A 12,209-nucleotide genomic window follows, 5' to 3' on the forward strand; every position below is an offset into this window, starting at 1 on the left:
TAGTGAATTTCTACGTTCTTGGAGTGCGTTCAAAATGTTCGCATATCTCAGAAAAATGTTCGTGTGTTATTTCACCAGCATCTAATTTTTTTATCATCGCATAAACTGCTTTATCATCTAATTTCCTACCTGTTTTGGCAAGCAGCTCCTTTACCTCAGGGGTGAATTTTTCTAAATACCTCCAAAGGTTTAAATTTAAAGGATCCCTACCCATTGAGATATTGCTTCTTTGAGTTCTAAAACTAAAAGAATCTAAAACACTACTACCATCTGGAGCAACCAGTAGCAACTCTTCACCAGACTTAGAAATAGAGAAGTCAATATAAACTTCGCTTCCAGAAGAATTTCCTTCAGTACTAATCAAAAGTAAATATCCATATGCTGGAATTATTGTTGGCTCCGGAAATTGAAACTTTTCCAAGTCATTTGAGTCATCAGAGAGGTAATACCCTCCTATATTTACATTTTGACTTTCAGAATTATAAAGTTCAATCCAATCTTCATTTAGCTGATTATTTCCTACCTCTACTGATTCGTTAGAGGCCATAAACTCATTAATTATGACATCTTGGCTAATTGATAAAAAAGGAAAATTAATTAATAAAACAACAAAAAAGGCTTTGAGGTGTGGTTTCATATAGGGCTTTTAAAGTAACACCAAAAATAGACAGCTTTTGAACTTTTTGAAAGATTAATTTGATATAAACTGTTTAAAATAATATATCAATTTCTAACCCCACTCCATTTAATAAAATTTTGTTAGTCCTTCAGTTAAGCATTTCTTAAACCCTTATTAATCCAATTAAGAGTTTACAAAAAAAACTCAACAAGTAAAGACTCACCTTCAATCCATCCGTTTAACCTACCTCTTAGCATAAACCTTCCCTAGCTTTCTTTTCAATGTCATTTTTACTACGCCAGTATGCTGTGCGTCAGAACTAAAATGTATGACTAGGTTATCCTCAGAAATCTTTTGAATCTGATATTTTTCTGAGCCTAGGTTTTCATGTTCTAATTCTAAAACGTTTCCACGCCCTTTAACTTTCCATTTTACGTCTTCGTAGGAACCATCTTGAAGCCTTAGTTTCATTTTATAATCATTGGTAAAACGCCATGATTCGCCTCCATAAATTATCAACTTCTCAAAAGTTTCACTTCTTTGGCCTTGGCTAATCTCAAAATCAATCATTCGGTCATCAGTATTACTATTTTCATACTCCCATGTGACTTCATCCCAGTCACCAAGTAACTGGCCCTCGGCCGATTTGCATTCTAAAAGTACTATAAGGCTAATTATGACAGATAGTACCAGCGTTGTTAAAAACAGATGTATGAACCTCATATAGAATTAATTAAAAATTGGCTTAGATCAAATCGGAATAATGGTGCGACCTCACTGCTGAGCTCTGTGTCTTTTTCAACTTGAAATAATAAGGTTCTTACAGGAATATTACTCTTTTTTAAAAGCGGAATCAGGTTAAAACTATCTCTTCCACTGAATTTAAAATGGAGTCCATCAGGTACATATACCTCTTCTATATTGTTAGACTTTAAAAACAGATTTAAGGAAAAACTGCTAGTAGAGGTAATTAAATCGGAGTGCATAGCTGTAATACGCGATTTAAACTTATTCATGAAGGCACAATATTCCTTTACATAACTTTCATTTTCTAAGTTTTTGAAAACTTCCATTTTGCTAAAAAACAACAGATTACCAAGCCCCTCAGGAGGGTAAATGCCATGCAGCATCAAAATGTCAAAATTGACATTCGGGTTTGACTCCATAATCTTCTCAAGAAGAAGCATAGGTCTCACACTAAAATCATTTGGGATTACTATTTTTCTTGATTGTCTCATATCGTTTTATTTTTAAAACAATTTACACCTAGAGACATTAGAAGAGCCTTAACAGAAGATTAGAAGCTTATTAGGATTTCTCGCTCAGATTAGAATATCATTAGAAGACTCACTTCCAGCTATGGGAAATTTAAGTTCCACATTAGTCCCTTTGTTTATATCAGAACTTACTTTTAGCGTGCCATGATGTATTTTGACAATATTTCTACTTAAAGGAAGACCAATGCCGTACCCTTCAAAATCTGCAGTATTTGAAGCCCTAAAATAGGGGTCATAAATATGTGATATTTCCTGCTCTGGAATTCCAATTCCTGAATCTTTCACATTAATACTTACTTCATTTTTGGCAAAGCCTAGACTTAAATAAACCTGAGCATTGCTGGAATATTTACAAGCATTCATTAGGACATTTGATAGGGCTAAATGTAATAATTGCTCGTTTCCATAAATAGTAAGCAGTTCTGGTTCTTCTGGCAACATACTGAAATCTATACTTACACGTGAGTCTCCATTCATTTCTTGAAGCGTTTCTTTTACATCTAAAACCAACTGGTCTATCCGTATTTCCGAAAACTTTTGAATTTTTCCATCAAAACCCGTTCTTGCTAAAAACAATAGAGCTTTAGTCTTACTACTTAGTTTTTCTGCTTCAGAAAGCATTTTCTGAATTGCTTTTTGGTATCGCTCCGGCTTCCGCTCTTTAGAAAGCACAAGGTCTGCTTCGCCAATTATAGATGTTAATGGAGTGTTTAATTCGTGCGATGCATTGCTAATAAAATTTTTCTGAGTTTCAAACGACGTTTCAAGCCTATCTAACATATCATTGAAAGTATGCCTGATATCTGTTAGGGCGTCATTTTCAGAGGGTTCTTCTAACCTTAAATGAAGGTTTTCGGTGCTTATATTCAGCACTTCCTGCACTATTTTCTTTACCGGTTTTATTATACTCTCCGAAATGAGCAAGGCAAAAAACACGATCCATAAAATGCCAACAATGAAACAAACTATCAGTAAGTTTTTGAGGTAGGAAATATGATGATTATAAAAGTAATTTTGGGCTGTTACTATTACTACAAACTTCTCGTTATGTATATTTTTATGAAGAATACCAGTATAAAAATCCTCTTTGATGTGTTCATTACCGACGCCCTGATTTAATACCTCAGCAATCAAACCCTTCGGTATTTTAGTCATCAGACTATCCTCTACAAATACATTATCTTTTACTGGAAAAATGTAATCTCTTTGATTAGGTAAATTTTCAAGGTACTCCTGTCCTACCTCTTTTATACTATTGATATCACTCGGTTTATCTATTTTAATTTTGGCCGCTATGGCCGCTCTTATTTCCAGTCTTTTATAAAAATCGGTAAAGGCATAATTTGAAATAGAATAATAAATAAAAGCCGAAAAAATACCAGCATAAATTACAAAGGCAGCTATAAGTAGATATAGTATTCTATTCCGTATTTTCATTATTCACTTTTAAGTACATAGCCCATCCCTATTACCGTATGTATCACCTTTTTATCCTGTAGTTTCTTTCTTAAGTAATTGACATAAACATCCACCACATTAGTGCCAATATCAAAATTTATTCCCCATACCTCGTCTAAAAGCTCAGTTCTAGAAAGCACCTTAAGCGGGTTTTTCATAAACATTAAAAGCAGACGATACTCTGTAGATGTTAGTGTAACTTTAGTACCGGCTCTGCTAACCTCTTTTGTGTCATCATTTAAGTTTATGTCGTCAAACTTATAGGTATTCTGTGGCTCAGCGTTGCTGGAGTATTCTTTCCTACGTAAAAGTGTCCTTATTCTAGCTTTCAGCTCAATCAACTTAAAAGGCTTTGCCAAATAGTCATCTGCACCGCTATCAAGCCCGAGCACCACATTTTCAGCACTTCCTAGAGCTGTGAGCATCAGAATAGGCAGCTCATTAAATCCATCTTGTCTTATTTTCTTACAAATTTCTAATCCATTAATATTTGGCAATAAAATATCTAAAAGAACAATGGATACAGATGATTTCTTCAGAAACTCAAAGGCAATAAAGCCGTCCTTCGCATGAAAAACCTTATAGCCGTCTTCTTCTAAGCCAATTTTTATAAAATCGGCCACATTTTGCTCGTCTTCAATAAGTAAAACCTGATTCATAAGAGTTCTTTAATCAGTAAACATACCCACAAAAGAACCATTTAGATTCTTTGCGAGATTAGAATATAATTAGAATTGTCTAAGGTTTTCCAAAATAATATGTCTTTGACTCATTATTAATAATCCCTATTTTCTATTAATGTTTTCATTATATCGCTACCGAGGCAGAAATAATAAACTAAGTAAAGATTGGTTTTAATTCTTTTTCGAAGAGTCATGGATTGAAGATTCCATTCGTGTTCTTTTACATTGAATGTTAGAATTCTAAACTTAAAGCACCATTAAAATAATTTTTATCCAGAATATTTAAGCTTGTTAAACCAACTTTTTATAGATTTTGAGCGTCTTCTTAAAAATCAATACACATGAAAACAATAATTTTCCAATTATTAGGAATTCTATCTCTTTCAACTTTACATGCTCAAGAAAAAGTAGTTGAAAATAAGTCTGACCAAATACTAAGTTTACAGCCTATAGTCATTGGACCTTATGCAAGAGAAGGCGTAATAGGCATTGGTCTATCTTACGAAAGAGAGATTAGTAATAAAATGGCCTGGCAGCTACCTGCTCAATACTATTTTGAGGGAGTAGGCTATGAAGGTTTTGGAATTTCTCCTACACTTAAATTATTTCCTTTTGGAATAGATAGAACGGTTACTTGGAGTGTGGGACCCGGTTTACGTTATTCGTTGATAAAGGATATTTACTATTATTATCCTCACGACAATTTCTACAGTTCTACTCGCTATGACAATACTGAGTTTGAAAGCGTTTTCGGATTTGAATTTCAAAGTGGTTTGGGGATTAATATTGAGCGTTTTAATTTTGGTATTAGCTCATCCGTAGGGCTAAATTATACGCAAGGTGTTACAGGAACGTTTATTAACAATATGTCTGTTGGAATTAGATTTTAAATAAAAAAGCATGAAATCAATAATTGTATTTTTAGCAGTTCTTTCTACTTCGGCTTTATATGCTCAGGAGGAAGTGATTAAAGAAAAACCAACTCAAATCTTAAGCTTACAGCCTATTGTTATTGGAGCTTATTCAGAAAGTGGTGTTATGGGAATTGGTGTTTCTTACGAAAGAGAGATAAGTGATAAAATGGCATGGCAGCTACCGGCTCAATACTATTTTGAAGCAAATGGTTATGAAGGCTTTGGCATCTCCCCTACACTTAAATTATATCCTTTTGGAATGGATAGAACAGTAACTTGGAGTGTGGGCCCGGCCTTGAGATATTCCTTCGTAAAGGATGACTACTATTATTACTCCTATGACAGTTACTACGACCCAGAAAGAATTGACATGGAAGACGACTATGAAAGTGTTTTTGGCTTCGAGGTTCAAAGTGGTTTAGGAATCAACATTGACCGCTTTAACTTTGGTTTAAACTCCTCTTTAGGCCTTAATTATACGCAAGGAATTACGGGAACTTTTATCAATACCATGACCATAGGAATCAAGTTTTAAAGAATACTTCCAATTGTTTAATTCAGCCATCTAGAAAATTAGATGGCTTTATTTATCGCTATCATTTCACAGAAACGGACTTTACATTTTCGGTAATAAGCCATTCTCTTGCATCTTTTATTTCCGTGGTAAAGCTGCAGTTTGTAAATTTCACATCATCAGTGTGTCTTATGAAAAAGCCATGAGCGTTAGTATTACCAAAATAACTTCCTTCTGGATATTTGCCGTCATATTCCATCACCGTTTGATTAGTTTCTGAAATACCACCTTTTAGATTTAGGTGAACGTTTTCAAAACTAACATTTTGAATGTTATGGCCTTTCACGCCAGTAATAATAGATGGGTACTGCTGTGTAAAATTATCTCCTGTGATGTTTTTAAAATTTATGTTTGATATGCTGCCTATTCGTGGGTTTCGGCCTGGAACTGTCCTTTTTCTATCTGCTAGCAGCAAAAAAAATGCTTGACCGCAATTAGAAATAGTACACTCTTCAAAGTTCAGATTGTCTATTACCGCCCCATCCATAGATTCAATGGTAATGGCTGAGTTTTGATAGGCATTTTTCATTTCTAGTCCTGAAACCTGGAAATTCATGAAGCTTCCCAAACCATCTGTACCGAGTTTGAAGCAATTTCCGGCTCTCACATTTAGCTTATCAATTTTACAATCTTTTACTACCACGTTTTTAACACCAAATTCACTTCCGCTTTTAAAGCAAATTCCATCATCTTCTGAGCTAATATCGCAGTTTTCAATCAAAACATTATGACAATCTACAATGTCAATGCCATCTCTATTTGGAGTTAAATTACCTGTATGGACATAAACTCCCGAAATAACAACGCTGTCACATTCTATGTAAACTTGGGTCCAACAGGCTGGGTTTATCATGCGAATCCCTGCCACTTGAATGTTTTTAGAACCTACAAAAGCTAAAATGGATGGTCTGTCTTTCTCGGTACCTAGTTCTTTTACATTCATCCAAGGCTCATAAAAGCCTTGCCCGTCAATGGTTCCTTTACCGAAAATGGTGACATTTTCAACATGATTTCCATAAATCAACCTGCGTTGGCAATCTTGCAACATTCTGTTTGGATAAACTGTTTCTATCAAATGATGAGGATAAACAGATTCTTCATCAGACATCATACCCAAAATAGTAGCACTTTCGGCTATCGCCAAATTCATATCACTTCCTAAAACCAATTGCCCAGTCAAAAACTTACCTTCTTTAAAAACTACGGTTCCGCCAGTACCAGCACATTCGTTTATCGCTTTTTGAATAGCCACTTGGTCATTGGTTACTCCATCTCCTACGGCTCCAAAATCTTTAACATCGAAAACTTTAAGAGATTGAGCGTTTGTTATGCTGCTAAGGAAGAGAACGGTTAATAGTTGTGTGAGTTTGAACATTTTATATTTCTTTAAGGGTAAGATTGATTTTAAAACTAATGAACTTGGTCTTCGAAAAACGCTTTAAAGGCAGTTACATTATTATCATAATCTGTAAAAATCTCTAAAATACATTTCTCTTTCATTTGAAAGAATTCTGAAATTCTAGATTCTATTTGAGACTCCTCTTTAATACTTAAATAGGCTAAACCGTATTCTTGAGCTATTAAGTCTGCTTTATTGGGTTGTTCTGTTCGGAAAAAGTCTTGGAAGGCATCCTGCTTCTTTGGCCCGTCAATCATGTTGAAAATAATTCCTCCAGCATTATTTAAGATGATGACTTTAAGATTATCAGGTAAATATCTATTCCATAGGGCATTTTTATCATACTGAAAGCTCAAATCTCCCAAAATACAATAAACAGTTTTATTTGTGGCCAATGCCTGCCCTACTGCGGTGCTTAAAGAGCCGTCTATGCCGCTTGTTCCTCTATTGCAGTAAACACGTAGACTTTGGTCTGTATATGCCTGTAGGGCGTTTAAATAGCGTATACTCATACTGTTTCCTGAATGAATAATACTGTGAGCTGGCATTTGTTGCAAAATAACTTTCAGAATATGAAACTCTGAGAAAACAGGCTTAGCAAAATAGGTATCTATAGCCTCCGATGACCTCTTTTCTAAACTTTCCCACGCTTCCTGATAATTAACATTAATTTCAGAAGCAGAACTCTCAGAAACTTGTTTGAAAAAGTACTGTGGTTCTACTTCAACTTTCTGTGTCAAGGACCTAAAAGGGTCTATGAAAGCTGGATTTTTCTGAATATGCCAATGCTCTTTGATATCGCCATTGCGGAGCATCAATTTTAATGATTTTGATATCACGGACATATCTGTACTTATTAATAAATCAGGTATAAGAATTTCCTTATGGGCATTTCTTAAAAATTGGTCATGATTCTGTATGGCTCCATTTGTATTTGCTATGTTATCTGCCACTAAAACAAAACCAAATTTTTCGGCAAAGTCTTTTGCTTCAGCTGTTACATATTCGTCGTGTTGCTGACCTATTACCAAAAGTCGTTTTTTAGACTTTTCTAAAACGGACCTAAAAGATGCAATATCAACAGTTTGAGTAGTTTCTTTATGCTCTTTAATAACCCACTCTTCATGAATCTCATTAACCGTTTCAGGATAAAATGGCTCACGAATTGGAATATTGATATGAACTGGACCAAAAGGTTGGTTTTGACAGCTATTTAGGGCATCATTACTGATTTTAGCCGCTTCTTCAATGTCTTCAATAGTTTGATTTGGAGACCATGAGAAAGCATTTTTCACATGTTTCCCATAGAGGTTTTCCTGAAAAATAGTTTGTCCATCATATTGATGTACCCACTCCGGCGGCCTATCCGCTGTTAGAACTAATAAAGGAATTTCTTGGAAGTAAGCTTCGGCCACTGCCGGGGCAAAATTTAATGCAGCTGTACCCGAGGTACAAATGATTACACTAGTTTTGCCTGTTTGCAAAGCCATTCCCAAAGCAATATAACCGGCCGACCGTTCGTCAGAAATACTGAAACAATTAAGTCCTTTTTGCTTGGTAAATGCCACGGTAAGGGCAGCATTTCTGCTTCCTGGGCAAATAATTACGTTTTCTACGCCTCTACGAAGGCATAAGCGAGCGAGTTGCTGAAAAGGTGCTAGTTGGGTCATAAAAAAAGGCACTCGGTTAGGAGTGCCTTCAAATTTAGCCAATAAATATTTTAACCCAAATAGGCTTTTAAAGCTTTACTTCTAGAAGTCTGTCTTAAACGTCTGATGGCCTTCTCTTTGATTTGACGAACACGCTCACGAGTTAAATTGAATTTTTCTCCAATTTCTTCTAGCGTCATCGCTTGCTCTCCATTCAGTCCGAAATAATACATAATTACTTCTGCTTCTCTCTGCGTAAGTGTAGAAAGGGCTCTTAAAACCTCTCTTCTTAGAGAATCTGCCATTAAATCAGAATCTGGCTTTTGCTCACCGTCATTCTCCAAAACATCCAAAAGGCTATTTTCTTCCCCTTGAACAAATGGAGCATCCACGGAAACGTGTCTACCAGAAATCTTCATGGTATCTACCACTTCTTTAGCAGTAATCTCTAAAACATCAGCTAGTTCTTCAGGAGACGGCTCTCTTTCGAAGTGTTGCTCTAATTCAGAGTACTTCTTAGAAATTTTGTTCAATGAACCTACTCGGTTCAAAGGCAAACGAACAATACGAGACTGTTCTGCCAAAGCCTGAAGGATAGACTGACGAATCCACCATACAGCGTACGAAATAAATTTGAAACCTCTTGTTTCATCGAATCTTTGGGCTGCTTTTATTAAGCCTAAGTTACCTTCATTAATCAAATCTCCTAATGAAAGGCCTTGATTTTGGTACTGTTTTGCCACTGAGACAACGAAACGTAAGTTTGCTTTTGTAAGCCTTTCGAGAGACAGCTGATCACCTTCACGGATTTTCTGAGCCAAGGTTACCTCTTCATCAGGGGTAAGCAAGTCCACTTTACCAATCTCTTGTAAATACTTATCAAGAGATTGACTCTCGCGATTGGTAATCTGTTTACTGATTTTTAGTTGTCTCATATTGCTTTATTTGTTTCAATCCTGCTTAAAATACTTAGCGAAGTATAAAAGAACAACACAAGTTGTCCTTTTATTGTTCGCTTAATTCTGTTATTTAGATGCTGGTCTTTCAGGTCTAGGAAGTAAAACCTTTCTTGAAAGTCTGAATTTGCCAGTTTTTCTATCTACTTCAGTTAATTTGATTTGAACAATTTCGCCTGACTCAAAAACACCGTCCATTGATTCAAGGCGTTCCCAAGAAATCTCCGAAATGTGTAATAGACCTTCTTTGCCAGGTAAGAACTCTAAAAATGCACCAAATGGCTGAATAGATTTAACTTTAGCATCATAAACTGTACCTACTTCGGGAACAGCTACTATACCTTTAATTCTATTAACTGCATCATCCATACTATCGCCACTTGTGGCAAAAATGGAGATAACACCTTGGTTTCCTACTTCTTCAATATTAATAGTAGCACCAGTTTCACGCTGCATTTCTTGAATAACTTTTCCACCAGGTCCAATAATTGCACCAATGAACTCTCTATCGATAGTCATTTTATGTGCTCTTGGAGCATGAGATTTCATTTCTGTTCTCACTGTTGGAAGTGCAGCAGTCATTTTACCTAAGATATGTAATCTACCTTCTTTGGCTTGTTCCAAAGCTTTCTCTACTATCTCAAACGATAAACCTTCTACTTTAATATCCATTTGACAAGCTACTATGCCCTTTTCAGTACCTGTAACTTTAAAGTCCATATCGCCTAAATGATCTTCATCACCTAAGATATCAGATAATACAGCCCATTTCCCAGACTCTGTATCGGTGATAAGACCCATTGCAATTCCCGAAACAGGAGCTTTAATAGGAATACCAGCATCCATTAATGATAAACAACCAGCACAAACAGTAGCCATAGACGAAGAACCGTTAGATTCTAAGATGTCTGATACTATTCTTACTGTATATGGGTTTTCTTCTTCAGATGGCATTACTTTAGCAAGCGAACGCTGAGCCAAGTTACCATGTCCAATTTCTCTTCTAGAAGCTCCTCTGTTTGGTTTTACTTCACCTGTAGAAAAACCTGGGAAGTTATAATGTAGATAAAACTTAGAGTAACCATTAAACATAGGCTGGTCAATAAGTTGCTCATCTAACTTTGTTCCTACCGTTGTGGTAGAAAGAGATTGTGTCTCTCCTCTTGTAAACAAAGCAGAACCGTGAGCACCAGGAAGGTAATCAACCTCACACTCAATTGGTCTAATCTCTGTCAATTGTCTACCATCAAGACGCTTACGCTCGTTAAGAACTAAGTCTCTAGATGCTTTATATTTTACACTTGAGAAATATTTGCGAACCAAACCTAAGTCAGTCTCATCATTTTCGTTTTCTTCGAATTTAGCTAGGTAAGCATCAAGAATAGCTGCATAGCCTTCTTTTCTGCCATCTTTTCCAGAACCAGCTGCTCCAACAGCGTAAACCTCATCATAAAGGTCTGCTATTACTTTAGCCTCTAAAGCTTCGTCGTTAGTTTCGTGAGAGTATTCTCTTTTAGCAGTAGAACCAACTGCTGCTTCTAACGCTTTTTGAGATGCACAATGTAACTTAATAGCTTCGTGACCTACTTTAATAGCTTCAATCATTTCAAGCTCAGAAACTTCATCAGCTTCACCTTCTACCATGTTGATATTTTCGGCGGTACCGGCAATAATCAAGTCAAGGCTAGCTCCAGCAATAAGTGATTTATCAGGATTGATAACATACTCACCATTAATTTTCGCCACTCTCACTTCTGAAACTGGACCATTAAATGGAATATCTGAAACGGCTAGTGCTGCAGAAGCTGCTAATGCCGCAAGTGCATCAGGAGAAACTTCTGGATCCGAAGATATCATCGAGATCATTACTTGAACGTCTGCGTGATAATCTTTCGGGAAAATTGGGCGTAAAGCCCTATCAACTAATCTACAAATTAAAATTTCGTTATCTGAAAGTCTTCCTTCTCTTCTTTGGAAACTACCCGGAATTTTACCGGCCGCGGCAAATTTCTCTTGATAATCTACTGATAATGGAAGAAAGTCAACGCCTTCTTTAGCCTCAGTTCTTGCTACTACCGTAGCCAATAACATGGCGTTACCACAACGTAAAACTACGGAACCGTCTGCTTGACGAGCTAGTTTCCCAGTTTCAATCGTGATGTCTTTACTACCCGGTACTTGGATAGTTTGTGAATGTACTTTAAACATCTATTAATTTTTATTTCGCATTTTCCGCTTTCTGATGCGATTATTTTATCCTATTTCTTATTCCGCGGGGATACATAACACGTTTTAAAACAAAAATGGGGAACTCCAACAAATGAAGCCCCCTATTCTTTCTATTACTTACGAATTCCTAATTCAGCAATGATAGCTCTGTAACGAGTAATATCTTTTTTCATTAGATATTTTAACAAGCTACGACGCTTACCTACTAATTTTAGTAGACCTAATTGCGTTGAATAATCTTTCTTGTGTTTTTTCAAGTGCTCAGTTAAATGAGCAATTCTGTAAGTGAATAATGCGATTTGTGATTCTGCTGAACCTGTATCGCTGTCTTTCTTTTGGAAGCCTTTTGAAGAGAAAATCTCTTGCTTCTTCTCCGAAGTTAAATACATAAGATGTTAACCTAGATTTATGGTAATAAATAAAACAGCTGCAAAAGTACAAAAAATACTTT

Annotated in this window: 12 protein-coding genes; 2 read left to right on the plus strand and 10 right to left on the minus strand. The window is 35.9% G+C overall.

Annotated features, from left to right (window positions below):
• Window positions 1–10: 10 nt before the first annotated feature.
• The 5 genes from AADJ06_RS04150 to AADJ06_RS04170 all read right to left on the minus strand — a co-directional run bounded on the left by AADJ06_RS04150 (window position 11) and on the right by AADJ06_RS04170 (window position 4,013).
• Window positions 11–637, minus strand: a complete 627-nt coding sequence (locus tag AADJ06_RS04150; RefSeq protein WP_341225142.1) for a lamin tail domain-containing protein — start codon at window positions 635–637, stop codon at window positions 11–13.
• A 225-nt stretch (window positions 638–862) separates the two neighbouring features.
• Window positions 863–1,342 carry a hypothetical protein gene (locus tag AADJ06_RS04155; protein WP_341225143.1) on the minus strand — a complete coding sequence of 160 codons (480 nt, stop codon included), beginning with the start codon at window positions 1,340–1,342 and terminating at the stop codon, window positions 863–865.
• Complete coding sequence (locus tag AADJ06_RS04160) at window positions 1,339–1,857, minus strand: hypothetical protein (protein ID WP_341225144.1); 519 nt, start codon at window positions 1,855–1,857, stop codon at window positions 1,339–1,341. Before AADJ06_RS04160 ends, AADJ06_RS04155 begins: the two co-directional genes overlap by 4 nt.
• Before the next feature lie 84 nt (window positions 1,858–1,941).
• Window positions 1,942–3,333 carry a HAMP domain-containing sensor histidine kinase gene (locus AADJ06_RS04165; protein ID WP_341225145.1) on the minus strand — a complete coding sequence of 464 codons (1,392 nt, stop codon included), beginning with the start codon at window positions 3,331–3,333 and terminating at the stop codon, window positions 1,942–1,944.
• Entirely contained in the window at window positions 3,333–4,013 is a 681-nt protein-coding gene (locus AADJ06_RS04170; RefSeq protein ID WP_341225146.1) for a response regulator transcription factor, read from the minus strand. Before AADJ06_RS04170 ends, AADJ06_RS04165 begins: the two co-directional genes overlap by 1 nt.
• A gap of 365 nt (window positions 4,014–4,378) precedes the next feature.
• On the opposite strand from AADJ06_RS04170, the gene AADJ06_RS04175 reads away from it, so the two are divergent.
• Window positions 4,379–4,927, plus strand: coding sequence for a hypothetical protein (locus AADJ06_RS04175; protein ID WP_341225147.1), 549 nt, complete (start codon window positions 4,379–4,381; stop codon window positions 4,925–4,927).
• 10 nt (window positions 4,928–4,937) lie between these two features.
• Window positions 4,938–5,486, plus strand: coding sequence for a hypothetical protein (locus AADJ06_RS04180; protein ID WP_341225148.1), 549 nt, complete (start codon window positions 4,938–4,940; stop codon window positions 5,484–5,486).
• 61 nt (window positions 5,487–5,547) lie between these two features.
• Here the strand turns inward: AADJ06_RS04180 and AADJ06_RS04185 are convergent, their stop codons facing one another.
• The 5 genes from AADJ06_RS04185 to rpsO all read right to left on the minus strand — a co-directional run bounded on the left by AADJ06_RS04185 (window position 5,548) and on the right by rpsO (window position 12,147).
• Window positions 5,548–6,900, minus strand: a complete 1,353-nt coding sequence (locus tag AADJ06_RS04185; protein ID WP_341225149.1) for a glycosyl hydrolase family 28 protein — start codon at window positions 6,898–6,900, stop codon at window positions 5,548–5,550.
• A gap of 35 nt (window positions 6,901–6,935) precedes the next feature.
• Entirely contained in the window at window positions 6,936–8,636 is a 1,701-nt protein-coding gene (gene menD / locus AADJ06_RS04190; RefSeq protein ID WP_341225150.1) for a 2-succinyl-5-enolpyruvyl-6-hydroxy-3-cyclohexene-1-carboxylic-acid synthase, read from the minus strand.
• An 8-nt stretch (window positions 8,637–8,644) separates the two neighbouring features.
• Complete coding sequence (locus AADJ06_RS04195; RefSeq protein ID WP_341225151.1) at window positions 8,645–9,508, minus strand: sigma-70 family RNA polymerase sigma factor; 864 nt, start codon at window positions 9,506–9,508, stop codon at window positions 8,645–8,647.
• 90 nt (window positions 9,509–9,598) lie between these two features.
• Window positions 9,599–11,737 (minus strand): polyribonucleotide nucleotidyltransferase, encoded by a 2,139-nt coding sequence (gene pnp / locus AADJ06_RS04200; RefSeq protein WP_341225152.1) that lies wholly within the window; start codon window positions 11,735–11,737, stop codon window positions 9,599–9,601.
• 134 nt (window positions 11,738–11,871) lie between these two features.
• Window positions 11,872–12,147, minus strand: a complete 276-nt coding sequence (rpsO, locus tag AADJ06_RS04205) for a 30S ribosomal protein S15 (RefSeq protein WP_111369983.1) — start codon at window positions 12,145–12,147, stop codon at window positions 11,872–11,874.
• Window positions 12,148–12,209: the final 62 nt, after the last annotated feature.

The organism is uncultured Arcticibacterium sp. (genome assembly GCF_964021845.1).
In the GTDB taxonomy this organism is placed as follows: Bacteria; Bacteroidota; Bacteroidia; order Cytophagales; family Spirosomataceae; genus Arcticibacterium.

What these genes read in the sequence shown, in the direction of transcription:
- AADJ06_RS04165 (WP_341225145.1), bottom strand. Translation starts at nt 3,333, where the DNA reads ATGAAAATACGGAATAGAATACTATATCTACTTATAGCTGCCTTTGTA.
- AADJ06_RS04185 (WP_341225149.1), bottom strand. Translation starts at nt 6,900, where the DNA reads ATGTTCAAACTCACACAACTATTAACCGTTCTCTTCCTTAGCAGCATA.
- pnp (WP_341225152.1), bottom strand. Translation starts at nt 11,737, where the DNA reads ATGTTTAAAGTACATTCACAAACTATCCAAGTACCGGGTAGTAAAGAC.
- rpsO (WP_111369983.1), bottom strand. Translation starts at nt 12,147, where the DNA reads ATGTATTTAACTTCGGAGAAGAAGCAAGAGATTTTCTCTTCAAAAGGC.
- AADJ06_RS04175 (WP_341225147.1), top strand. Translation starts at nt 4,379, where the DNA reads ATGAAAACAATAATTTTCCAATTATTAGGAATTCTATCTCTTTCAACT.
- AADJ06_RS04170 (WP_341225146.1), bottom strand. Translation starts at nt 4,013, where the DNA reads ATGAATCAGGTTTTACTTATTGAAGACGAGCAAAATGTGGCCGATTTT.
- AADJ06_RS04195 (WP_341225151.1), bottom strand. Translation starts at nt 9,508, where the DNA reads ATGAGACAACTAAAAATCAGTAAACAGATTACCAATCGCGAGAGTCAA.
- AADJ06_RS04155 (WP_341225143.1), bottom strand. Translation starts at nt 1,342, where the DNA reads ATGAGGTTCATACATCTGTTTTTAACAACGCTGGTACTATCTGTCATA.
- AADJ06_RS04180 (WP_341225148.1), top strand. Translation starts at nt 4,938, where the DNA reads ATGAAATCAATAATTGTATTTTTAGCAGTTCTTTCTACTTCGGCTTTA.
- AADJ06_RS04160 (WP_341225144.1), bottom strand. Translation starts at nt 1,857, where the DNA reads ATGAGACAATCAAGAAAAATAGTAATCCCAAATGATTTTAGTGTGAGA.
- AADJ06_RS04150 (WP_341225142.1), bottom strand. Translation starts at nt 637, where the DNA reads ATGAAACCACACCTCAAAGCCTTTTTTGTTGTTTTATTAATTAATTTT.